General features: G+C 66.1%; 23 protein-coding genes. 9 read left to right on the forward strand and 14 right to left on the reverse strand.

Translation table 11 applies throughout. The features are described from left to right. The first annotated feature begins 25 nt into the window (after window positions 1-25). On the forward strand, window positions 26-1,162 hold the full coding sequence (locus ACWDPV_RS03340) for a metallophosphoesterase (protein ID WP_449741742.1): 1,137 nt from the start codon (window positions 26-28) through the stop codon (window positions 1,160-1,162). On the opposite strand, the gene ACWDPV_RS03345 is transcribed toward ACWDPV_RS03340, so the two are convergent. The 6 genes from ACWDPV_RS03345 to ACWDPV_RS03370 all read right to left on the reverse strand — a co-directional run bounded on the left by ACWDPV_RS03345 (window position 1,134) and on the right by ACWDPV_RS03370 (window position 7,260). Beyond that, window positions 1,134-2,648 carry an APC family permease gene (locus ACWDPV_RS03345; RefSeq protein ID WP_449741743.1) on the reverse strand — a complete coding sequence of 505 codons (1,515 nt, stop codon included), beginning with the start codon at window positions 2,646-2,648 and terminating at the stop codon, window positions 1,134-1,136. The genes ACWDPV_RS03340 and ACWDPV_RS03345 overlap by 29 nt on opposite strands. Before the next feature lie 61 nt (window positions 2,649-2,709). After that, window positions 2,710-3,213, reverse strand: a complete 504-nt coding sequence (locus tag ACWDPV_RS03350) for a flavin reductase family protein (protein ID WP_449741744.1) — start codon at window positions 3,211-3,213, stop codon at window positions 2,710-2,712. Then, on the reverse strand, window positions 3,210-3,707 hold the full coding sequence (locus tag ACWDPV_RS03355) for an NAD(P)H-dependent oxidoreductase (RefSeq protein WP_449741745.1): 498 nt from the start codon (window positions 3,705-3,707) through the stop codon (window positions 3,210-3,212). Before ACWDPV_RS03355 ends, ACWDPV_RS03350 begins: the two co-directional genes overlap by 4 nt. A 5-nt stretch (window positions 3,708-3,712) precedes the next feature. Further along, on the reverse strand, window positions 3,713-4,900 hold the full coding sequence (locus ACWDPV_RS03360; RefSeq protein WP_449741746.1) for an LLM class flavin-dependent oxidoreductase: 1,188 nt from the start codon (window positions 4,898-4,900) through the stop codon (window positions 3,713-3,715). Between the two features lie 338 nt (window positions 4,901-5,238). Then, a complete protein-coding gene (locus ACWDPV_RS03365) occupies window positions 5,239-6,249 on the reverse strand; it encodes a zinc-binding metallopeptidase family protein (protein WP_449741747.1) in 1,011 nt (336 codons plus the stop codon). 147 nt (window positions 6,250-6,396) lie between these two features. Continuing rightward, complete coding sequence (locus ACWDPV_RS03370) at window positions 6,397-7,260, reverse strand: sulfurtransferase (protein ID WP_348807340.1); 864 nt, start codon at window positions 7,258-7,260, stop codon at window positions 6,397-6,399. 94 nt (window positions 7,261-7,354) lie between these two features. Here ACWDPV_RS03370 and ACWDPV_RS03375 point away from each other — a divergent pair, with 94 nt between their 5' ends. Then, window positions 7,355-7,645, forward strand: coding sequence for a hypothetical protein (locus ACWDPV_RS03375; protein ID WP_348807341.1), 291 nt, complete (start codon window positions 7,355-7,357; stop codon window positions 7,643-7,645). A gap of 87 nt (window positions 7,646-7,732) precedes the next feature. Here ACWDPV_RS03375 and ACWDPV_RS03380 read toward each other — a convergent pair whose 3' ends face one another. Further along, window positions 7,733-8,596: an SDR family oxidoreductase gene (locus ACWDPV_RS03380; protein ID WP_449741748.1), complete on the reverse strand. Its 864-nt coding sequence runs from the start codon at window positions 8,594-8,596 to the stop codon at window positions 7,733-7,735. 38 nt (window positions 8,597-8,634) lie between these two features. Next, window positions 8,635-9,132, reverse strand: a complete 498-nt coding sequence (locus ACWDPV_RS03385; RefSeq protein ID WP_449741749.1) for a MarR family winged helix-turn-helix transcriptional regulator — start codon at window positions 9,130-9,132, stop codon at window positions 8,635-8,637. A 116-nt stretch (window positions 9,133-9,248) separates the two neighbouring features. Here ACWDPV_RS03385 and ACWDPV_RS03390 point away from each other — a divergent pair, with 116 nt between their 5' ends. Further along, window positions 9,249-10,760, forward strand: coding sequence for an MFS transporter (locus tag ACWDPV_RS03390; RefSeq protein ID WP_449741750.1), 1,512 nt, complete (start codon window positions 9,249-9,251; stop codon window positions 10,758-10,760). A gap of 131 nt (window positions 10,761-10,891) precedes the next feature. Continuing rightward, window positions 10,892-11,707, forward strand: a complete 816-nt coding sequence (locus ACWDPV_RS03395) for an SDR family NAD(P)-dependent oxidoreductase (protein ID WP_449741751.1) — start codon at window positions 10,892-10,894, stop codon at window positions 11,705-11,707. Window positions 11,708-11,715: 8 nt separating this feature from the next. Here ACWDPV_RS03395 and ACWDPV_RS03400 read toward each other — a convergent pair whose 3' ends face one another. From ACWDPV_RS03400 to ACWDPV_RS03420, 5 genes are all read right to left on the reverse strand, one after another. Then, window positions 11,716-12,822 carry an ABC transporter ATP-binding protein gene (locus ACWDPV_RS03400; protein WP_449741752.1) on the reverse strand — a complete coding sequence of 369 codons (1,107 nt, stop codon included), beginning with the start codon at window positions 12,820-12,822 and terminating at the stop codon, window positions 11,716-11,718. Between the two features lie 49 nt (window positions 12,823-12,871). Continuing rightward, on the reverse strand, window positions 12,872-13,759 hold the full coding sequence (locus ACWDPV_RS03405) for a carbohydrate ABC transporter permease (protein ID WP_449741753.1): 888 nt from the start codon (window positions 13,757-13,759) through the stop codon (window positions 12,872-12,874). Further along, window positions 13,759-14,718 carry a carbohydrate ABC transporter permease gene (locus ACWDPV_RS03410; RefSeq protein WP_449741754.1) on the reverse strand — a complete coding sequence of 320 codons (960 nt, stop codon included), beginning with the start codon at window positions 14,716-14,718 and terminating at the stop codon, window positions 13,759-13,761. Before ACWDPV_RS03410 ends, ACWDPV_RS03405 begins: the two co-directional genes overlap by 1 nt. Window positions 14,719-14,720: 2 nt before the next feature. Beyond that, the gene (locus tag ACWDPV_RS03415; protein WP_449741755.1) at window positions 14,721-16,046 is read right to left on the reverse strand and encodes an ABC transporter substrate-binding protein; all 1,326 of its coding nucleotides are present in this window, start codon (window positions 16,044-16,046) and stop codon (window positions 14,721-14,723) included. 62 nt (window positions 16,047-16,108) lie between these two features. After that, window positions 16,109-17,116: a sugar-binding transcriptional regulator gene (locus tag ACWDPV_RS03420; protein ID WP_348809931.1), complete on the reverse strand. Its 1,008-nt coding sequence runs from the start codon at window positions 17,114-17,116 to the stop codon at window positions 16,109-16,111. 129 nt (window positions 17,117-17,245) lie between these two features. On the opposite strand from ACWDPV_RS03420, the gene ACWDPV_RS03425 reads away from it, so the two are divergent. From ACWDPV_RS03425 to ACWDPV_RS03440, 4 genes are read left to right on the forward strand one after another with little or no spacing between them, the layout of a single operon-like run. Then, the gene (locus tag ACWDPV_RS03425; RefSeq protein ID WP_449741898.1) at window positions 17,246-18,286 is read left to right on the forward strand and encodes an NAD(P)-dependent alcohol dehydrogenase; all 1,041 of its coding nucleotides are present in this window, start codon (window positions 17,246-17,248) and stop codon (window positions 18,284-18,286) included. Then, window positions 18,283-19,749, forward strand: a complete 1,467-nt coding sequence (locus tag ACWDPV_RS03430) for a mannitol dehydrogenase family protein (RefSeq protein WP_348809930.1) — start codon at window positions 18,283-18,285, stop codon at window positions 19,747-19,749. The genes ACWDPV_RS03425 and ACWDPV_RS03430 overlap by 4 nt, the downstream gene beginning before the upstream one ends. Next, window positions 19,746-21,137 carry an FGGY family carbohydrate kinase gene (locus tag ACWDPV_RS03435; RefSeq protein ID WP_449741756.1) on the forward strand — a complete coding sequence of 464 codons (1,392 nt, stop codon included), beginning with the start codon at window positions 19,746-19,748 and terminating at the stop codon, window positions 21,135-21,137. The genes ACWDPV_RS03430 and ACWDPV_RS03435 overlap by 4 nt, the downstream gene beginning before the upstream one ends. A 5-nt stretch (window positions 21,138-21,142) precedes the next feature. Beyond that, window positions 21,143-21,457 (forward strand): hypothetical protein, encoded by a 315-nt coding sequence (locus tag ACWDPV_RS03440; RefSeq protein WP_348809928.1) that lies wholly within the window; start codon window positions 21,143-21,145, stop codon window positions 21,455-21,457. Window positions 21,458-21,490: 33 nt separating this feature from the next. Here the strand turns inward: ACWDPV_RS03440 and ACWDPV_RS03445 are convergent, their stop codons facing one another. Then, window positions 21,491-22,243 (reverse strand): GntR family transcriptional regulator, encoded by a 753-nt coding sequence (locus ACWDPV_RS03445; RefSeq protein ID WP_449741757.1) that lies wholly within the window; start codon window positions 22,241-22,243, stop codon window positions 21,491-21,493. 126 nt (window positions 22,244-22,369) lie between these two features. On the opposite strand from ACWDPV_RS03445, the gene ACWDPV_RS03450 reads away from it, so the two are divergent. Further along, window positions 22,370-23,551 (forward strand): acyl-CoA dehydrogenase family protein, encoded by a 1,182-nt coding sequence (locus tag ACWDPV_RS03450; RefSeq protein WP_449741758.1) that lies wholly within the window; start codon window positions 22,370-22,372, stop codon window positions 23,549-23,551.

Raw genomic sequence — 23,551 nt, forward strand, 5'->3', positions numbered from 1 at the left:
CATTCCGGTACGTTGGGAGATCATCATGGTCCTCGTTTTCGCGGCGTTCCTCGCGCTCATCACCTTCTGGCTGCACCGCCGCATCGTTCGTGCCACAGCCATGGCGCGCCCGTGGTCGATCGTCGCCGACGCGGTGCTCGTCATCATGTGGGCATTCGCCGTGGTCGGCATCGCCACCGGACGCGAACTCGACCCGTCCGCCTTCCGAGCCCCCGCATGGCTCGGCCTGACGTGGCTCGCCGTCGTTCTCTACCTGGTCCTCGGCCTCGTCCTGGTCGGGCTGATGTCGCTGATCTGGCGTCTGGTGCTGCGGCTCGCACCCGGTGACACCGGGCGGCACCGCCGCCTCCTCGCAGTACGCGTGACCACCGGTGTCGTCGTCATCGCAGCACTCGTCACCACCTCGTACGGCGTCTGGGAAGCCGCATCACCACGCGTCACCCACACCACGGTCACCCTCCCACGACTCCCCGAACAGTTCGACGGAATCCGCGTCGCACTGATCTCCGACCTCCACGTCGGCCCCGCACGCGGACGTGATTTCACCCAACATGTCGTCGACGAGGTCATGGGCGAAAAGCCCGACCTGATCGCCATCACCGGCGATCTCGCCGACGGCACCGTCGCCGAGGTCGGTGCCGACATCGACCCCCTCGCCCAACTCCGAGCGCCGCTGGGAGTGTTCGGAGTCAGCGGTAATCACGAGTTCTATGCCGACGACGGGGGACGCTGGCTCGACCACTGGGAGCAGCTCGACATCACCACACTGCGCAATCAACGAGTCGAGGTGACCCACGACGGCGCAACGATCGATGTCGTGGGCATCCAGGACTACACGGCACCGCAACCGTATGAACCGGATCTCCCCGAGGCGCTCGACGGCAGCGACCCCGGCAGGTTCCGGCTCCTACTCGCCCATGAACCGCGTCAGGCGCGGCAGGCCTCCGATCTCGGTGTGGACCTTCAATTGTCAGGCCACACGCACGGTGGTCAGATCTGGCCGATCCGCTACGTCGTGCCCCTCCAGCAGCCGTCCGTCGAGGGCCTGGACAAGATCGGCAACACCGTGCTGTACACGACGCGCGGCGCCGGAGCGTGGGGTCCACCGGTGCGTGTCGGCGCACCGCCCGAGGTCACGATCCTGGAACTGCACCGCGGTTGACGTTCCCGGCGCCCGAATCTCGGTCCGCACGAGCCAGATTCGCGTGCGAGCGCCCATAGAAGGCGTAGATGAGCAGTCCGATGACCAGCCACACCACGAACCGCAACCACGTCTCGATGGCGAGGTTGACCATCAGTCCCGCGCAACAGATCGCGGAGACGATCGGCAGCACCGGTGACCACGGAACGCGGAAGGGCCGCTTCATGTCCGGCTGCGTCCGCCGCAGCACCGGAACGGCGATCGAGACCACCAAGAAGGCGAACAACGTTCCGATCGAAACCATCTCGGCCAGTGCGGCCAGCGGGACGAACGCCGCGAGCAGAACCACGACGGCGGTGGTGATCATCGTGATGCGGTACGGGGTCCGCCATTTCGGATGGATCCTTCCCGCCGAATGCGGGATGAGCCCATCACGCGACAGCGCGAAACCGATGCGGGACATGCCGACGATATCGACGAGGATCACCGACGTCAGCCCGGCAACCGCGGCGATCCCGACAAGCACACCGGCCCAACTCAATCCGACCTGGTTGAACGCATCCGACAGCGGCGCCCCCGTGCTGAGATCGGTGTAATGCACCATGCCCACCAGCACAAAGCACACGCCGACGTAGAGGACCGTGCAGATCAACAGGGTGCCCAACAGGCCGCGGGCCATGTCGCGTGCGGGATGCCGGGTCTCCTCACCGAGGTTCGCGACGATCTCGAAACCGCTGTAGGAGAAGAACACCACCGCCGAGGCGAACAGCACCCCGGCCACCCCGAATGCCGTTGCCTCCACTCCGGAGATCCACTGCCACAACGGCTGCCGCCAGCCACTTTCCCCGCCGGTGTGTTGCGCGGGCGGGATGAACGGCGTGTAATTCGCCGCCTTGATGAAGAAGAGCCCGGCGACGATGACGAAGACGCAGATGCTCACCTTCAGGTAGACCAGCGCGTTGGTGACCCAGCCGGATTCCTTGATACCCACGGTCGCCACCACACCCAGGACCAACGCGATCGCGACCGCACCCAGGTTGACCGTCGAATCCTCACCGAAGAACGTCGTCGGCAGGTTGAAGACGTCCTGCAAGTAGCCCGACCACCCGCGGGACACCACCGCCGCACCGAGCGCGAACTCGAGGATCAGATCCCAGCCGATGATCCACGCGATGATCTCGCCGAGGGTGGTGTAGGCGTAAGTGTAGGACGATCCGGCCGTCGGCACCGCGGAGGCGAGTTCGGCGTAACAGAATGCGGCAAACAGGGCGATGACCCCGGCCACCACGAACGAGATCATGATGGCCGGTCCCGCATTGTCTTTCGCCTGCACGCCGGTCAACGTGAAGATTCCCGTACCGATGACCATGCCGACGCCGAACCCGATGAGATCGCGGGCCCGCAGTGTCTGTTTGAGTCGTCCGCCTTCGAGTTGGTGTCCCTCATCGTTCTGATGGATCACCGTGTCGACGGACTTCTTCCGGAAGATGCCGCCCAACTGCGTCATCTCTCCGACGCTAGACCCGTCCGCGTCGGTCGGCAGCCAACACGCCGGAGACCGACATCGCCTACACCAACTCGGCCAACTTGGGAAAGCCACTGCGGTGGAAGATGAGTGGATTGCCCGATTCGGGATGCTCGACGCCGTGCAGTTCGAGGAGAACGATGAAGTGATCGCCTGCCTCGACCTCGCGGTAGATGGTGCAATCGAAGTGCGCCACACCGTTATCGAGGGTGACCGCGCCGTCGTCGGATGCCTTGATCGCAATATCGTCGAATCGGTTGGCGACCGGCCCGGCCAGCTGACGGCACACGGTGGCCTGATGCTCGGCGAGGACGGTGACGCCCAGGTGAGCGGCACGCCGCAGATCCGGCCAGGTCTTCGACGTGTTCGCGATCGAGATCGAGACGAGCGGCGGATCGAGGCTGACGCTGGTGAAAGAGCTTGCGGCAAGCCCGATCAACTCGCCGTCCACCTCGGCGGCCACCGCGACGACACCGGTCGGGAAGACCCCGAAGGCCTTGCGTAGTCGCGCCGCATCGAGATCCTGGTTGGTGGCGAAGTCACTCATGAAAGCACTCCCAGTTGTCGGGACACGATGGGCGCGGTGGCCGCCAACCAGTCGGCGTATGCGGACGGATCGTCGTGACGGGAATCCACCACGTACAGACCGCGACCGGGGACGGTGCCACCGATCTCGGTGAGAACCGGCCGCAGCACCAGTTCCGGAGCCAACGAATGCGCCTCCGAACCACCCAGCATCAGCGGGATGGCCAGACCGGAAAGTCCTGTGCCACCGGCAAATCGGTCCAGGAACAGCTTCAGCAGACCGGTGTAGGCGGCCTTGTAGGTGGGACTGGCGACGACGACGAGGTCGGCCTCGCCGACCTGCCGGACCAGATCCGACACCTTCGGATCGGACCAATCCAGCACTGCCGCACCAAGAGTGGCGACGTCGACGATCAGATCCGGTTCGGCACCGGTCAGCTGGGTGGCCACATATCTCGCCGCGGACAGGGTCCGACTGGCGGGCTTCGGATTGCCCACCACCACAGCTGTTCTCACGATCGTCATGATGCCGACACCGCCGTGGCCGGGCGGCTGTCGGTCCGGGCAGAGACGGGGGCCTGCGCACCGAAGGGCACGGATGCGGCCCGGACGTTCGGCGGAGCCGGGTGCTGCCAGAGACCACGGCGGGTCAACTCCGGCAGCACGCCCTCGCCGAACCAATACGACTCCTCGAGATGCGGGTACCCGGACAACACGAATTCGTCGATACCGACCTCGTGGTAGGCCTCGATGAGGTCGGCGATTTCGGTGTACGACCCGACCATCGCCGTACCCGCGCCGCCACGGACCAGGCCGATACCCGCCCACAGGTTCGGATAGATCTCCAGATTGTCCTTGGAACCGTTGTTGAGAGCCAACATTCGCTGTTGTCCCACCGATGCCGAGCGTTTGAGGCCCGACTGGATGCGCGCGATGTCGTCGGCGGAGATGTGGGTGAGCAGGCGATTCGCCTCCGCCCACGCCTCCCCGGAGGTGTCGCGGGCGATCGTGTGCAGGCGGATGCCGTAGACGAGTTCCCGGCCGTGTTCCTCCGCGGCGCGCCGGACCCGCGCGATCTTCTCGGCCACCGCCTCCGGTGGTTCACCCCAGGTGAGGTAGACGTCGGCGTGTTTGGCGGCCACCGCGATGCCGGCGGGCGAGGAGCCACCGAAGTAGATCTCCGGTACCGGGTCCGGAATCTGGTGCAGTGTCGCGTTTTCCACCGACAGGTACTTTCCGGTGAAGTTCACCGTCTCCCCGGTCCACAGGCGTCGCACGATCTCGAGGAATTCGTCGGCGCGCGCATACCGCTCGTCCTTGGTGGAGAAGTCGCCGAACATGGCCTGCTCGGCATCTTCCCCACCGGTGACGACGTTGAGCAGCAGCCGGCCGCCGGACAGGTTCTGGAAAGTCCCCGCCATCTGCGCGGCCAGGAAGGGAGCGGTCACACCCGGGCGGAAGGCCACGAGAAACTTCAGCCGTTCGGACAGGCTGTTGAGCATGGCGGTGGCCACCCACGCGTCCTCACACCAGGCTCCGGTCGGCGTCAACGCCGCCTCGAATCCCAGCTGCTCGGCGCTGCGGGCGATCTGTCCGAGGTAGGGCACCGTCGCCGCGCGCGACGACGCCTCGGCCGCCAGTCCGTGGCCGCCGCCGACCACGCTGCGTCCGTCACCGCCGTTGGTGGGAAGAAACCAATGAAACTTCACGCCAGCTCAATCCATTTCTCATCGACTTCTCCCTGCGCACTCCTCAGTCGAGGTCGAGGGAGACTTGGGCACAACCACTCGATTGCACCCGACGACGTCGCACCCGCCAAGGTTTTGACCCGCGGTGATCGTGAGTTGGTCTACCTGCGATTCGGTGGCACCCAGCCCAATGCCGGTGCGATCTTTTCGGCGAACAACAACGACAGCACCTGTGGATAGCGAGATCGGCCCGGGGCGAAACGCCGACACTCAAACGCGCCACCGCCCGCTCTCTTGTCCCAGAATTGAATTCACCCCGATCGAAGCGACCGGGGTGAACTCGGACCACCTGGGCTCGATCACTCGTCAGGCGTGATCAGCTCGTGCAGAAACTCCATCTTCTCCAGAACCTTCGGCGGCAGCACGAACGGATATAGGTCCTGATGACCCATCGACCGGTTGATCTGGTTCAGCGCCCAGGTCAGCGGGAGCCACCATTCGATGATCCGGTCGAAACCGACCTGGCCGGGCAGGTCCGCGTCCAGGGTCGCACCGGCCGGCGCGAGCGCAAACGCCGCCGCGGTGTCGAGCGTGTCACGGATGTGCAGGTAGTGCGCGAATGTCTCGGCCCAGTCCTCGGCCGGATGCATGGTGGCGTAGGAGGACACGTAGTCGTCCTCCCAGTTCGCCGGCGGGCCGTCGTTGTAGTGACGGTCGAGCGCGGCCTGATAATCGTCGTCCGGGTTGCCGAAAAGCTCCTCGTAGCGGGCGCGGTTGGGGCCGTTCCCGACGAGCACCATCTGATAGAAGTGCCCGATCTCGTGCCGGAAGTGTCCGATGAGGGTTCGGTACGGCTCGTCCATCGAGACACGCAGTTGCTCACGGTGGACGTCGTCGCCCTCGGCGAGATCGAGGGTGATCACACCGTCGGCATGGCCGGTGATGACCGATTCGTTGGCACTCGACAGCAGGTCGAAGGCGAGGCCGACGGCGGGGTCTTGGTCTTTGCCGAAGATCGGCAGGCCGAGTTCGTCGAGTTCGACGATGACGCGCCGCTTGGCCAGTTCGGCCTCGGCGAAGGCCTCCATCGCCTTGGTGTCACTGTCTTCCGGCCGGGTACGGGTCAGACGGCAGGATTCGCACAGTGCCGGGAGATCGTCGCCGACGGCGACGAGCCAATTGCAGGCGGCCACCGGTGCGTTCGCACACCGGGCCACCGGCACATCGTCGACGGTTGCCGTCTCGTTGTCGTCGAGCACCTGAATCGTGCGGGACGGCAGGTGGAATCCCAACTGGCTCTCGCAGTTGAGGCAGAGCGAGTTCTCGAAGATCAGCTGTTGGCCGCATTTACGGCAGTGGAAGTCGCGCACTCTTTGCCACTCCTTGGTTGTCGATCATGTGGTCATGGGGTCGGTCCGGCGGCATTGTCGATCGCTTCTTGATCGGTGGGCATGCCGCGCCCAGTTGTTAGTCGAAACACATGGCCAATCGTGCACATGAAGGTGATGGATGTCACATCAGGTTATCGAATCCCCTGCAGTTGGACGGTCGGGGTCGGCCGACCACTGCGACCACGACCCGGGATAGAGCACCCCGGAGATCCCGGCGACCGCCAGTGCGGCGATCTCGTGCGCCGCGTTGACCCCCGATCCGCAGTAGACGACGGCCTGTTTCCCGTCGGTGATGCCGTTCGCCGCGAACCGGGCACGCAGGTCCGCCGCCGACAGGAAGTGCCCGTCGGAGGTGAGGTTGCCCGCAGTCGGTACGTTCACCGCCCCGGGGATGTGGCCGGCCCGGGGATCGATCGGCTCGACCTCACCGCGGTACCGCTCGTCGACGCGCGCATCGACGAGCGCGTCGCCCGCCGCGTCGTCGGCGCACAACCGGTCCGACAACGCCGCGACCTCATCGATGGTGACGCTCGGCAGTTCGCCGGCGCGCAGCGTGATCGTGCCGCGGCGGGGTGCGGTGTCCCCGGTCGACAGGCGCAGTCCGGCCGACCGCCACGCGGCGAGCCCGCCGTCGAGGATGCGCACGTCGGAGTGACCACCCCAGCGCAGCAACCACCACGCCCGTGCCGATGCGAGATTGCCGATGTCGTCGTAGACGACCACAGGCGACGCGTCGTCGACACCCCACCTGCGTGCCGCCTCCTGCAATCGCGACAGCGACGGAAGCGGGTGGCGACCCGCCTCGGGTGTGGGCGGATCGGCGAGTTCGGTGTCGAGATCCACCCAGACGGCACCGGGCACATGACCTTCGCGGTACTGCTCATGACCGTCGGTGCGCCCGAGTTGCCACCGCACGTCCAGGATGACCGGTGGCCGGTCCGACAGCATCTCCTCGGTCAGTGCGTTGACATCGATCAGTACCTCGGTCATGGACGTTCTCCTCCTGATCGGCTGTGCGGTCTCGATTAAACGGGTCGCCCGGATCGATCCGCAATCGAGGGTGACGATCACTACGATCGCAGGCATGAAGCAATCAGATGGCGAGTACTACGTGACGGCCGACGAGGTGGCAGCGTTCGAGCAGTCGGGCAAGCAGTACTGGTACATGCGTGAGGACGGTTCGACGGACCTCTACCTCGACGAACTCGACATCACCCACGGCTGGCCCATCTTCCTGATGAAGCGCGACGATTCCTGGTTCGCCAAGTGGGACGGCGACTACGAGAAGGCCGTGGAGACCGACCTGAATCCGCATCTCATCAAGAACTTCGAAGAGCTGATCACGCAGGGCAACTGGCCGCACGACCAGGACTGAAACGCACACTCGACGCAGCGCAGCGCACACTCAACGCAATTCGACGCACACTCGACGGAAATGGGCGCCCACTCGACGGGGCCCGAGTCAGTACTGCGCGACCTGCCCCTTCTTGGGTGCGCGATACATCTGCCACAGCACCCTCGGCACCGTGTGCAGCGGCACCGCCCGTGGCCAATCCCGTCCCCGCAGAAGTGCTTCGGTCCCACCGTCGACGGTGACGACGGTGCCGCACATGAAATCGGCTGCGGGAGAAAGCATCAGCATCACCCACTGGGCGAGTTGATCGGGAGTTCCGTACTCGCGCACCGGAACCGGGAAGGAGCGCACGTTCTTCGCCGACGGCCCGTCGAGTTGCGATTTCAGCAGCGGGGTCATCACCGGGCCCGGCGCGATGACGTTGACGCGAATGCCCTCACCGGCCCAATCCGGACCGGTCCCGTGCACGCGACACCACCGGGTGACCGCGATCTTCGATGCCGCGTACGCCGCGGGGCCCGAGAGCATCGGTCCACGCCGCCGGAGGATGGCCGTCGCACGTTCGCGGTCGCCAGAAAGCAAGGCGCGCACCGCGCGGGCCGGCACGAACGGTGTGGCCGTCGTCGAATTCGAGCCGAAGACAACGACTTTCGCCTTGTCGGACGCGGCAAGTGCGGGCCGCAATGCCTCCAGCAGATCGGTCACCCCCGCCATGTTGACCTCGACGATGACGCGTTCGCGATCACGTGCGGGACCCACACCCGCGGCGAACACCGCGCCGGCGAGTTCGCCGCCAGATCTCTCGAGGACCGCGTCGATGGCGGCGCGTCGCCCCTCCTCGGTGGACAGGTCGGCCGCCACGTCCGCGGCGTCACGGTCGACGCCGATCACCGACTGCCCCGCGTCGCGCAGCGACTCTGCCACCGCCGCACCCATCCCGGATGCCGAACCGGTCACGACATACGTCCCCATCACGACCCCTCTCGTGTCATGCCCGCTGTGCGACTCGGTCATCCGTGTCGGCGGTGATCACCGTCGGTGCGGGCCTCGGAGCGCAGTGCGCGATCGTAGGCCTCATTGAATGCCCGCAGCTCTCGCAGGAGCGCGTCGGGCTCGCCGGGTGCGAGATCGGCGAAGACCTGCTCGAGGCGCCGCACCCGAAGCATGCCGTCATGGACGAACGCCTGGTGTCCGGCATCGGTGGGGCGAACCATCCGACTCAACGAACCCTCGACCTCGAAGCGTTCCAGGTAGCCCAATTTGATGGCCGCGTTGACCTGACGATTGACCGTCGACTGTTCGAGGTCGAGGTCCTCGGCGAGGTTCCGCAGGGTGCGGGGCCGCCCATCGGAGAGCACCAGCAGGATGGCGAACGCCGAGGCCTCGAGGATCGAATCGACGTGGTACTGCCCCTTGCGGCGGTGCAGCCTACTCAGTTCCTCGACGATGTCGCGATACAGCGGCGACGGCCACGGCGCATGGTCATCGTCCACGTTCGCGTCATCCATTCTCCGACCCCCGGTCCATGATGTTCGGTCCATGATGTCCGATTTGTCGCGGCGCCGTACCGCCGACTTGATTATGTACGGTACATATGTATCCTACACATAGCCAAGGAGGTGTTATGTCCGACGCGAATTCTTCGCCGGGAACAGAGAATCCGGTCCCCTACGCCGATACCCCCCGCGACGGTTCGTCGCAGGGTGCGGCGATCGCCACCGTCGTCGTGCTGTGCTTCGGCGGTCTGATCGCATCGTTGATGCAGACGCTGGTCATCCCGATCCAGCCCGAACTACCCGAGTTGCTCGGCACCTCACGATCCAACGCGTCGTGGGTCATCACCGCGACGCTGCTCGCCGCGGCCGTCGCGATGCCCATCGCCGGTCGGCTCGGCGACATGTTCGGCAAACGCCGCGTGATGCTGGCCAGCGCCGTCCTGCTGGTCATCGGATCGATCGTGTGCGCCCTGAGCACCTCGGTCATCCCGATGATCGCCGGCCGCGCCATCCAGGGTCTGGCCATGGGCTTCATCCCGGTCGGTATCAGCCTCATGCGTGAGGTCACCCCACCCCGGATCACCTCGATGGCGATCGCCGCGATGAGTGCGACCCTCGGCGTCGGCGGCGCCATCGGTCTGCCGCTGTCGGCGTGGATCGCGCAGAGCTGGAACTGGCACGGACTGTTCTGGATCTCGGCGATCCTGTCCGCGGTGGTCGTCGCGCTGGTCGTGGTGGTCGTCCCGAATGTCTCCGACGCGGTCGGCGGTCGCCTCGACATCGGCGGCGCCATCGGCCTCGCCATCGGCCTGTGTGCCGCACTGATCGCGATCTCCAAGGGCAATGACTGGGGCTGGGCGAACGGCAAGACCCTCGGCCTGCTGATCGCCGGCGTGGTCGTCCTCGTCGCGTGGGGCTTCTTCGAACTGCGCACCACCGACCCGCTGGTCGACCTGCGCACCACCGCCCGTCCGGCGGTGCTGCTCACCAACATCGCCGCCATCGCCATCGGCTTCGGCATGATGGCCCAGTCGATCGTCATCCCGATGCTGCTGGAGATGCCGAAGGAAACCGGTGTCGGACTCGGGCAGTCGCTGCTGCACGCCGGCCTCTGGATGGCTCCGGGCGGTCTGATGATGCTGGTTTTCGCACCGGTCTCGGGCACCCTGATGAACAAGATCGGCGCCAAGTACACCCTGGCGATCGGCGCCACCGTGCTCGGCAGCGGATATCTGATCGCGATGTTCCTGATGAACTCGCCGTGGCAGCTCATGCTGGCCTCGATCATCGCCGCATCGGGTGTGGGCATCGGCTACGCGGCCATGCCCACGCTGATCATGGGCGCGGTGCCGATGACCGAAGCCGGTGCCGCCGTGGGCCTCAACGGCCTGATGCGCTCGATCGGCACCACCATCTCGTCGGCGGTGATGGCCGTACTGCTGACCACCTCGACGATCTCGATGGCCGGCAGCGACGTCCCGACGCACACCACCTTCAAGCTCTGCTTCCTGGTGGGCGCTCTGGCCGCCTTCGTCGGCGCCGCGATCACGCTGCTCATCCCCAAGCGTGGACCGCAGCCGGTCCCGTCGGGCGTGGTGGTCAGTGGTGCGGAGGCGAAGTCTCCCGCCACTTCTCACTGATCGGTCATTACCGCCCATCCACTACGACGGCTCCCCGTATCCTGCTCATCGGATACGGGGAGCCGTCGTATCGGGACGGAACCGACGGAGCCCCGGCCAGAAGACAGGACATCCGACGCAGGGGGGTAAATGTGGACGCTGCCGGGCGAGTGTTCGTCGTCACCGGAGCCGCGAGCGGCATCGGGCGTTGCGTGGCACAGGAATTGGTACGCCGCGGCGGGTTCGTGGTGGGTGCCGACCGCAACGACGCCGGACTGGCCGAGACCTCGCTGCTCATCGGCGACCGGTCACGCTTTGCAACCCATGTGCTCGACATCGGCGACGCCGACGCGATCGCCGCATTCCCCGACGAGGTGATCGTCGCGCACGGCCGGGTGGACGGACTGTTCAACATCGCCGGTATCCCACAACCGGTTTCGACGGTGACCGAGGTCGACGCCGACACCGCCGAGCAGATCCTGCGCATCAACTTCTTCGGCACGCTGTGGATGTGCCGTGCCTTCCTGCCACGCCTCGAGGAGCGTCCCGACGGCGCGGTCATCATGAACACCTCGAGTCTGTCGGCGATCACACCGTTCCCCGGCACGGCGATCTACGGGGCCTCCAAGGCCGCGGTCGCCCTGATGAGTTACGGCCTGGCCCAAGACCTTCGAGGACGTTCGAAGGTCACCGTGACCGCCGCGCTACCCGGAACGGTGTGGACCGGACTGGTCCGCGACGCCGCCCGCTCCCTCGGCACCAGTGAGGCCCTCACGCGACGCTTCGCGATGAACCCGGAGCGCGCGGCCCGCCGGATGGTCGATGCGACGCTCCGGGGACGGCAGCGGGTGGTGATCGGCGCCGATGCCCACGTCTTCGACGCGGCCAACCGACTGAGTACCCATCTGGCAGAACGGATGTCCTACCTACAGGTTGGGTCGTTCGTCTATCGCCGGCCGCGGGACTGACACCTGCATCAGCCGATGCGGTCACCGGTCTGCGGGTGGAACAGGTGCACCGCCCGATCGGCCTGGCGCAGGCGCACTCCCTCGCCACGTTTGGCCGGGGCCCGCTCGTGCGAGCGCGCGACGAGCACCATCGGTTCACCGTCGAGGTTGCGTACCGACTGATCGGCGAGACTCGCATAGACGTAGGTCTCACTGCCCAGTTCCTCCAGCAGCGCGACATCCGCCGACAGGCCACGATCGTCGTCGGAGAGCGCGAGATGTTCGGGTCGGATACCGACGATCACCGACGACAGGCCCGCCTTGCGCAGTGCCGCCTGCGATTGTGCGTCGATGTCGATGGACGCTCCCGAGATGGTGATGTCGCCGGCGTCGACCGGGGCGGTGAACAGATTCATGCCGGGTGAGCCGATGAAGCCGGCGACGAAGGCGTTGACCGGATGATCGTAGAGTTCGGTGGGCGTGGAGAACTGCTGCAGTACACCGTGTTTGAGGACGGCCACCCGATCGCCCATGGTCATCGCCTCCACCTGATCGTGCGTGACGTAGACGGTGGTGGTACCCAGCCGCCGTTGCAGCGCGGCGATCTGGGTGCGGGTCTGCACCCGCAGTTTGGCATCGAGGTTCGACAGCGGCTCGTCCATGCAGAACACCTGTGGCTCACGAACGATGGCGCGGCCCATCGCAACTCGCTGTCGCTGACCACCGGAGAGCTTGGCCGGCTTGCGGTCGAGGAAGTCGGTCAGGTCGAGCAACTTGGCCGCCTCGGCCACTTTGCGCTTGCGCTCCTCGGTGGGCACGCCCCGCATCTTCAGTGCGAAACCCATGTTCTCGCCGACGGTCTTGTTGGGATAGAGCGCATAGTTCTGGAACACCATGGCGATGTCGCGGTCCTTGGGCGCGACGCCGACCATGTTGTCACCGCCGATGCGGATCTGGCCGGAGTCGATCTCCTCGAGCCCGGCGAGCATCCGCAGTGCGGTGGACTTGCCCGAACCGGAGGGGCCTACCAGGACGACGAACTCGCCGTCGTTGATGTCGAGGTCGAGGGAGTCGACGGCGAGTTTGTCGGCGCCGGGGTAAACGCAGCACGCCTTGTCGTAGGTGATGGAAGCCATGGTGTTCTCCTTGATGAAAACCGTTGTGGTGAAGAGGTGGACGACGGATCTACTTGATGGCGCCAAAGCTCAGGCCGCGGACGAGTTTGTTCTGGGCGATCCACCCGCAGATGACGACCGGCAGTGCGGCGAGGACCGACGCCGCCGACAGCTGCGCCCAGTACAGTCCCTGGCCGGACATGAATCCGGTGAGGAACACCGGCATCGTCTGGGCGTTGACGGCGGTCATGTTGACGGCGAAGAAGAACTCGTTCCACGAGAAGATCACGCAGATCAGTGCGGTGGCGGCGATTCCGGGTGAGATGAGCGGCAGGATCACCTCGCGCACCGAGGTCCACAGGCTCGCTCCGTCGATGCTGGCCGCTTCGAGGAGTTCTCCGGGTACTTCCAGGAAGAAGGACCGCATCATCCATACCGCGATCGGCAGATTCATTGCGGTGTACAGGATCACGAGTGTCCAGATGTTGTCGAGCATGCCCATCTTGCCGACGATCACATACAGCGGGATGATCGCCGCGACGATCGGCAGCATCTTGGTGGAGATGAAGAAGAACAGGGCGTCCTTGGTCTTGCGCACCGGTCGCAGCGACAGCGCGAAGGCCGCGGGCACACCCAGTACCAGCACCAGGATGGTGGAGGCAATGGTCGCGAACAGTGAATTGAGCAGCGGGGTACCGATTCCCGCGTCGAAGACGTCGCGGAACTGCTGCAGCGTCGGGGTGAAGATGAACGTCGGTGGGTTGGTGGCCGCGTCGCTCTCCTGTTTGAACGCGGTCAGCACCATCCACAGCACCGGGAAGAAGAAGCCGATGGCGAGGATCCAGGTGATGGTGGTCAGTGCCATCCGCCGCGGGTCGCGGCGGCGTTCGATGTCGTCGGGGGTCAGGTGTCCGGCGGACGCGGGTGTTGTCGCTTCGGGGCGGATGTCGGTGCTCATCAGGCCGGCTCCTCTGTTCCGGTGAAACTCTTGAAGATCAGGCGCAGGGCCAGTGATGCGACGACGATGGTGCCGATCACGGTGACCACGCCCATCGCTGCGGCCTGTCCGATGTCGAATCCGAGGAAGGCGCGTTGATAGATGTAGTAGGACAGGTTCGAACTCGACACCCCGGGACCACCGGAGGTCATCATGTACACCGCGTCGAAGGTGTTGACGAGGTAGATCGCGCCCAGCACGGTGCCGAGTTCGATGAACCGCCGCAGGTGCGGCAACGTCAGTTCCCGGAACAGCCGGACGCTGGTCGCTCCGTCCACCCGGGCGGCCTCCTGGATGTCACGCGGCATCGACTGCAGGCCGGCCAGGATGAGCAGCATCATGAACGGTGTCCACTGCCAGACCAATTCGGCCATCACGCTCATCAGCGGGAATTCCGAGAGCCAGTCGGTGTGGATTCCGAACGGACTCAACGCCCAGTTGACCAGGCCGTTGGTGGGTGAGAGCAGGCTGGTCTTCCACAGCAGCGCGGCGGCCACCGGCGTCACCAGGAACGGCGTGATCAGCAGGGTTCGAACCACCCCGCGGCCCAGGAACTTTCGGTCCAGCAGCAGTGCGAAGATCAACCCCAGGACCACCGACACGATGACGGTGCCGACGATCAGCACGATGGTGTTGAGGGTGACCCGCCAGAACTGCATGTCGGCGAACACGGCGCCGTAGTTGTCGAGTCCGACGAATCGTCGCGAACCCGGTCGGACCAGATTCCACGACTGGGTGGAGTAGTACAGGGTGAACACGAACGGGATCTGGGTGACCACGATCATGAAGATCAGCGCGGGCAGGAGTGGACCGCGGCGGCGCCAGCCTTCGGCGCGACTGATGTGGTCGCGTCGCGACGTCAACGGCGCATCATCGCCGGTGTCGGTCTGCGGCCCGGGGGTCGATACTGCGGTGGCCATCGCTATTGCTCCCTCTGGTAGGTCTTACCCACGACCTGGGCGTACTGCTGCGCCTGTTCGAGGGCGTCGTGGACGCTGATCTGTCCGGCGATCGCGGCCGAGATCTGCTGGCTGACGCGGGTTCCCAGGTCCTGGAACTCCGGGATCGCCAGGAACTGAATTCCGGTATAGGGCACCGGGTCCGCGGTGGGCTTCTGCTGGTCGGCCGCCTGCATCGCTTGCAGTGTCTGGGCGGCAAATGGTTTCGAGATCTCCTGGTAGGCGGGCAGCTGGTAGGTCGACAGGCGGCTGCCGGGCGGGATGTGGGTGGCGCCGAGGGTGTCGGCGACGTGCTCGATGTAGTTGCGGTTGGTCATCCAGTCGATGAACTTCCACGCCTCGTCCTGATGACTGCTGCTGGTCGGGATGCCCAGCGACCAGGTGTAGAGCCATCCGTTGTCGCTCTTGGCCATTCGCGGTGCCGGCAGGTAGCCGACATCACCGGCGATGGTGGAGGTGTCCGGGCTTTCCAGCACCGAGACCGCCGACGTGGCGTCGTACCACATCGCCACCTGCCCCTGCGACATCAGATTTCCGCACTCCTGGAAGCCCGACGACGATGCGCCGGCCTCACCGTATTTGCGGACGGTGTCGACGTAGAACTGTACGGCCGCCTCCACCTGCGGACTGGTGAGCTGTGCGTTCCAGTCCTCGTCGTACCAGCGGCCACCATAGGCGTTGATCACCGTGTTCAGCGGTGCGAGGACCTCACCCCAGCCGGGCTTGCCGCGCAGGCAGATACCGGCCGTGGTGTCGGTGGTCAGTTTGCGGGCGGCCTCGGCGACCTGCGGCCACGTCGGGTCCGCGGGCAAACTCACCCCAGCCTGCTGGAACAGTTTCTTGTTGTACATCAGGAACGATGACTCGCCGTAGAACGGCGCCGAGTACATCGAACCCTGGTATGACAGTGCGGTTTTGAGAGTCGGGATGAAGTCGTCGGCCTGATAGCCCGGGTCGGCGTCCATGTAGGGGGTGAGGTTGACCAGCCAGCCGTTCTCGGCCCACATCGGGGTCTCGTAGTTGCTGATCATCACCACGTCGAACTCGCCGCCGCCGGTGGCCACCGATGCGGTGATCTTGGCCCGGGCCTCGTTCTCCGACAGGGTGACGAAGCGGACCTTGACGCCGGGATTCTGCTCCTCGAACTGACTCGAGAGCGAGACCGCGTCCTGCATCTGGGAATTGGAGACCATTGCGACGGTGATCTCACGATCCCCGCCGCCGGTCAGCGAGCCCGCGCCCGCGCAGGCGGTGGCCGTCAGTGCCACCGCGGCGAGGACGGCCGTCACGGCCGCACGCCCGTGCCGCCAGGTCCGGCGCACCGTCGCGCCCGGACGTCGTCGTGAATATCTCACTGTTGACCTTCCTGTTGTGAGACAAGCCATTCCGCGGTGGTGACGTCGGTGACGAGAATGGTCGCGTAGCCGCCGCGGAGGGCGCCGAGAATCGATTCCCGGCGGTGGGTTCCACCGGAGATGAGAATTGCCGTGGGACAGGCCCGGATCGCTTCGAGCGGGACCGACACGGTCCGCTGCACCAGACTGGATTCGACGGGAGCGCCGTCCTTGTCATAGAACCGGCCGCCGATCTCGCCGACGGCGCCGAGGGCGATGAGTTCGTCGAGGACGATCGCATCGATGTAGGCACCCTCGAACAGGGTCGTCGAGGTGGACACCGAGCCGACCCCGAACAGCATCACCTGGGCGCCGCGCGCCGCGGAGAGTGCCTGCGAGAGAATCGAATCCCGGTTGAGAGCGATCACGGTCTCCGGATCGGCGAAGAGCGGGGCGACCAGCCGCAGCGGTTGCGCGTGCAGGCGTTCGGAGAATCGCGCCAGGGCGTGGTCGACGCCGGTGTGATAGTCCACCGAGGTCATCGATCCGTCCATCTGGACCACCCGCTGGCAACTCGATGCCCCGCCCATGGCGTCGGCGGTGGCCACCTGCTCAGGGCCCCAGGTGAAACCGAAGGTATCCGATGCCTGGATTCGGCGTGCCACCACCGACGCACCGGCGCGCCCGAGTGCCGCGTTGCCCGACGCCGATCCGTCGGCCTCCTCGTCGATGATGAGGACCTCGTTGAGTCCGAAGACCTCCTCCACACGTCGTTCGAGGTCGGTGTGGATCGATGCCGACAGGTGTGCCGGGGCGGTCACGCTGACCTGGACAAGGCCCTGCGCGCGGGCCCGTTGGATGAGTCGGCCGGCGGTGGGTCGTGACACGCCGAGCCGGGCGGCGATGTCGGCCTGGGTGAGGCCTTCGAGGTGGTACATGGTCGCGGCACGCACGAGCAGCCGCAGGTCCTGGCCGGTATCGGTGGCCGAACGCACCGTCTCGGTTGTGTGTTTACGAGATGCCATCGGCGGTGATTCCGTCCTATCAGCCTTCGTGAGCATCTGCTCACTAGCGGTAAATGTGCTCAGTACGCTAACATCCTCGATGTGAGCTACGCAACAGTTACCGATCAACGTGAGGCAACCGGCCGCACCATGCGAGCGGCGGTTCTGACCCCCGGGCGCACCATCACCACCGAGGATCGGCCGATCCCCACTCCGGCACGTGGCGACGTGTTGGTGCAGGTCAGCGCGGTGGGTGTGTGCGGTTCGGACACCCACTACCTGCGCCACGGCCGGATCGGCGAACACGTCGTCACCGAACCGCTGATCCTCGGACACGAGGCTTCGGGCGTGATCACCGCGGTCGGAGCCGACGTCGACCCAGGTCGGATCGGCCGGCGCGTCTCCATCGAGCCCCAGCGCCCGGACCCCACGACCGCGGAATCCCTGCGCGGCGACTACCACCTCTGTCCGCACATGCGGTTCTTCGCCACTCCCCCCGTCGACGGCGCGCTCGCCGGGTTCGTCACGATCGGTTCGGCGTTTGCGCACGACATCCCCGACGAGGTGAGCGACGAGGCGGCCGCACTCCTCGAACCCCTGTCGGTGGGAATCGCGTCGATCACGAAGGCCCACGTCGGGATCGGCGACTCCCTGCTCATCGCCGGCGGCGGACCGATCGGCCTGATGTGCGCGCAAGTGGCCCGCGCGGCCGGGGTATCACGAATCGTCGTGAGCGAACCGGATGCGGATCGACGCTCGCGCGCCGCGGAGTTCGGCGCCACGCTGGCGGTGTCCCCGGACGACGAGGTCGAGCCCGTCGACGCCTTCGTCGATGCCAGTGGCGCCCCCGCCGCGGTGCGTGCCGGACTCGCGGCGCTGCGCCCGGGTGGCCGGGCCGTCCTGGTCGGCATGGGTGCCGACACCATGGAACTACCCGTGTCGCTGATCCAGAACCGCGAGATCGTGCTGACCGGAGTGTTCCGCTACGCCAACACCTGGCCGACGGCACTCGCCCTCATCTCGTCGGGGGCCGTCGATCTCGACGCCATGGTCACCGCACACTACGGACTCGACGACACCGAGGCGGCACTGAACTCCGATCGGATGGCCGGAATGATCAAAGCCGTTGTCCACCCACAGATCTCACATCACCCCGACACCCCGGACACATCCCGAAAGGCCGAATCGTGAGCACCGCGCTGAGCGCCGACAACCTCCCCACCATCACCGGGGTGCCCATCCCCGACTACGACCGAGGCAGGGTCACCGCATCGATCGTCCACTTCGGGGTCGGCGGATTCCACCGCGCCCATCAGGCGATGTACCTCGACCGCCTGCTCTCCCACGATCCGTCGTGGGGAATCCGCGGCGTCGGTGTACGACCCGCCGACGCCCGCATGCGTGATGCGCTGCTACCACAGGACTGCCTTTACACCCTGACCCTCAAGCATCCCGACGGAAAGGTCGAGACATCGGTGATCGGGTCGATCGTCGACTACCTCTACGCCCCCGACGATCCCGAGGCCGTCATCGAGGCGCTGGCCGATCCGGCCACCCGTATCGTGTCGCTCACCGTCACCGAGGGCGGATACAACTTCTCGCCGGTCACCGGAGAATTCGACGCAGCCAATCCCGACATCGTGGCCGACCTGACCGGAAAGCGGCTTCCGACAACGGTGTTCGGCCTGGTCACCGAGGCTCTCGCCCGCCGCCGCGACCGAGGAATCGACTCCTTCACCGTGATGTCGTGCGACAACATCGCGGGCAACGGCCACGTCGCAGGAGCCACCTTCCTCGCCTACGCCCGGCTGCGTGATCCCGCTCTGGCGGAATGGATCTCCGAGCACACGACGTTCCCCAACTCGATGGTGGATCGGATCACACCGGCCACCCCACCGGATCTCGCCGACGAGGTGGTGGCACGGACCGGCATCATCGACCGCTGGCCGGTGGTGGCCGAGCCGTTCACCCAGTGGGTGCTCGAGGACGACTTCGCCTGCGGACGACCACCTCTGGAGACGGTGGGCGTGCAGGTCGTCGACGATGTGGAACCGTATGAACTGATGAAGTTGCGGCTGCTCAACGCCGGCCACCAAGCACTCTGTTACTTCGCGTATCTCCTGGGGTACCGCTACGTCCACGACGCTGCCATTGACCCTGATCTGCGAACACTGCTGCGCCGCTACATGTCCGAGGAGGGCAAGCCGACGCTCGCGCCACTGCCGGATGTGGACGTCGACACCTACATCGACACCCTGCTGGAACGATTCGCCAATCCCGCTGTCGCCGACACGATTGCACGACTGTGTCAGGACTCGTCCAATCGGATTCCGAAGTGGCTGGTACCGGTGATCCGCGATCGCCTCGACGCCGGCGGTTCGGTGGATCTCGCGGCCGCGGTGGTGGCGTGCTGGACGCGCTATGCCGAAGGTGTCGACGAGAACGGTGAACCCATCGACGTCGACGACCCCATCGCCGATCGGCTTGTCCCGCTGGCCCGGCAATCCCGCAACGATCCCCTTGCCTTCCTCTCCGAGCAGTCATTGTTCGGCGATCTCGGCACCCGCGAGGCATTCACCGCGCCCTACTCCTGGGCGCTGGAATCACTGCGCAGCAAGGGAGCTCGCGCCACTCTCGCCGAGTTGCTGTCATGACGCTGGTCGCCGGCGTCGACTCGTCGACGCAGTCGTGCAAGGTGGTGGTGTGCGACGCCGACACCGGGGTGGTGGTCCGCATGGGTGGCGCACCGCACCCCCAGGGCACCACCGTCCATCCCGATCGATGGTGGGATGCGTTGTGCAGGGCGATCTCCGATGCGGGCGGCATCGACGACGTGGCGGCACTGTCGGTGGCCGGACAACAGCACGGCATGGTGTGTCTCGATGACTCCGGTGCGGTGGTGCGAGATGCGTTGTTGTGGAATGACACCCGATCCGCACCCGCTGCAGCGGAGTTGATCGGGGAGTTCGGCGGGGCAGGTTCCTGGGCCGAGCAGATCGGCGTCGTCCCGGTGGCCTCGATCACCGCCACCAAACTGCGGTGGCTCGCCGACCACGAACCGGAACACGCCGACGCCACCGCCGCGGTGTGCCTGCCCCATGACTGGCTGACGTGGCGGCTGTCGGGCACCGGTGACATCGCGACACTCACCACCGATCGCAGCGACGCCTCCGGCACCGGCTATTTCAGCGCCGATTCCGGCGAGTACCAAAAGGACATCCTGGCGATGGCTTTTCGGGGGCGTACCCCCGCGCTGCCCCGGGTCCTCGGTCCCGCGGAGTCCGCGGGACGGACGTCGACCGGATCCCTGCTCGGCGCGGGTGCGGGTGACAATGCCGCTGCCGCATTGGGTTTGCACGCAGGACCGGGCGACGCCATCGTGTCGCTGGGCACCTCGGGGGTGGTCAGCGCCGTCACCGAGGTGGCACCCCACGACGCGAACGGCCTCGTCGCAGGATTCGCCGACGCCACCGGACGACACCTTCCCCTGGTGTGCACGCTGAACGGCGCGCCGGTACTGGCCGCCGCCGCGCGAGCACTGGATGTCGACCTCGCGACGTTCGCCGACCTCGCGCAGTCGGCGCCGTCCGGAGCCGGCGGCCTGACGATGGTGCCCTACCTGGGCGGTGAACGCTCACCGAACCTGCCCGACGCCACCGGAAACCTGGGCGGGATCACCGCCACCAACTTTCTGCCCGCCAACATCGCACGAGCCGCCGTGGAGGGGTTGCTGTGCTCGTTGGTGTACTGCCGCGAACAGATCGAGGCCCAGGGCATCGCGCTGCGCCGGTTTATCACGATCGGCGGCGGCACCAAATCGTGCGCGGTGCAATCGATCGCCCCCGGACTCTTCGGGGGATCGATCGTCCTGCCCGCCGACGGCGAGTACGTGGCGCTCGGCGCCGCCCGCCAGGCCGCCTGGGCGCTCACCGGCGATCTGCCCGACTGGGAGATCGGGTCCACACTGATCAGCGCGGACCCCAGACCCGACGTCTACCAGCAGTATCGCCGACACGCGGACGTCGCCTTGTCGTTGCGCTGACCACCGTGCCGGCGTCTCACCGTCATCTGTCGGTCGTCCTCGAGGTCAAGGCCGATCCGAAGCACGAGTATCGGGACTGGCTCGGCGAACATGCCGACACCTTCGATCCCGAGGCGTTCGACGTCGACGCGGTGAATCGCCGTATTTCATCGGAAGCTGAGACCAACAGCGGCAACATGAGCGACGACGACTACTCCGAACTCCACCGACTGTTCACCATCCTCGGCGTCGAACGGCCGTCGACGATGGAAGAAGCGGCCAACGCCGCCGATCTCCGACACCGCCCGGATGTTCGCCCGCACGGCACTGTTGATTCTTGATCTCCCTGCATTCTTGATCTGCCATGCCGCCACTCACGCCCAGAAGCCGCGTTCCTCGAGCAACGCCACCGCACGGTGACCGCCACGCAGGAAATGCCCCTCGGTGAGGGTGCGTGCCATCCCCGGCGACCGGCTCGCGAGCGCATCGACGATCTCACGGTGATCGCGCAACGACGATGCGACCGACTCGGGATGGGAGTCGAAGAAGCCGTCCGGGATGGCTCCGCTGAGGAGCCGCAGTTCGGCGACGAGCCGCCGCGACCGCGCCCCCAGATTGACGACCCGGTGGAATCCGAAGTTGAGGCGCTCCAACGCCAGGAGGTCGTCGGCGGACTCCATCCGGGTGGCCAGCGCGCTCAGTTCGGCGAGTTCGTCGTCGGTCAGGTTCATCGATGCACGTTCGGCGGCCAGCCCGGAGATGACGCCGAGCATCCAGTAGTGATCCCGGATGTCCTCGCGTGCGAGGTCGGCGACGAAGGCACCGCGCCGCGGAATGGTCTCGATGATCCCCTCGCCGGCCAAGGAGATCAGCGCTTCGCGGACAGGGAGTTTGCTCATGCCGAGCCGATCGGCGAGCGCGTCCTGATCGACCTTGGTCCCGGGCTTCATCTCGCCGGAGAACACCCGTCGCCGGATCTCCTTGGCGGCGGTCTGCTTGAGCACCGAGGACGAGTAGACCGAGGACGAGGAGACCGAGGACGAGGAGACCGAGGACGAGGAGACCGAAGACAGGGACGCCGGCGACGAGGAGTCGCCGGTGGCGTGATGCGGTTCCGCGCGGGTCATGGTCTCTCTTCCGTTGCTGGTAGGCGACGCGTATAGATTATCAACTCTTGGCCGCACAGGCGAAGTCTTGCAGGCCTTTTTCTAGTCCATCTGGTTTGCGCGCAACCTTTTTGATAATTTCGGGTCATGTCAGTCACGACTCAGCCACACACCCCCGCCGTCGGCGCCGACGATTTCGAGCAGATCCGCGCGGTCGTCCACGACTTCATCCGCACCAAGGTGGTGCCCCGCGAAACCGAGATCATGGAGACCAACGCCATCCCCGACGACCTGCGCGCACAGGCCGCCGAGATGGGGCTGTTCGGCTATGCGATACCGCAGGAATGGGGCGGCCTCGGCCTCGACCTCACCCAGGACGTCGAACTCGCCATGGAATTCGGCTACACCAGCCTCGCGCTGCGATCGATGTTCGGCACCAACAACGGCATCGCCGGGCAGGTGCTGGTGAACTTCGGCACCGACGGGCAGAAGAAGCAGTGGCTCGAAGGCATCGCCTCCGGCGAGGTGGTGGCATCGTTCGCGCTGACCGAGCCCGGCGCCGGTTCCAATCCGGCGGGTCTGCGCACCAAGGCCGTCCGCCACGACGACGAGTGGGTCATCGACGGACAGAAGCGATTCATCACCAACGCCCCCATCGCCGATCTGTTCATCGTGTTCGCCCGCACCCGTCCCGCCGACGAATCCGGCACCGGCATCGCGGTGTTCCTCGTCCCCGCCGACACACCCGGTGTCGAGGTGGGCGTCAAGGACAAGAAGATGGGCCAGGAGGGTGCGTGGACCGCCGATGTCTCCTTCGACGGTGTCCGCGTCCCGGCGTCGGCCCTCGTCGGCGGCAAGGAGGAAGCCGGCTACAAGGCGGCTATGACCACCCTGGCCCGCGGACGCGTCCACATCGCGGCTCTCGCGGTCGGCGCGGCGCAGCGTGCGCTCGACGAGTCGGTCGCGTACGCCGCCAGTGCCACCCAGGGCGGAAAGCCCATCGGCTCTTTCCAATTGGTGCAGGCGATGCTCGCCGATCAGCAAACCGGCGTGATGGCCGGCCGCGCACTGGTCCGCGACGCCGCCGCCAAATATGTCTCCGGCGAGGACCGCCGAACCGCACCGTCGGTCGCGAAACTTTATTGCAGCGAGATGGTCGGGAAGGTCGCCGACCTCGCGGTCCAGATCCACGGCGGCACCGGCTACATGCGTGAGGTCCCGGTCGAACGCATCTACCGCGAGGTCCGCCTGCTTCGCCTCTACGAGGGCACCAGCGAGATCCAGCGACTCATCATCGGCGGCAACCTGATTCGCGCGGCGTCCAAGTAG

This window comes from Gordonia sp. NPDC003504 (assembly GCF_053587995.1).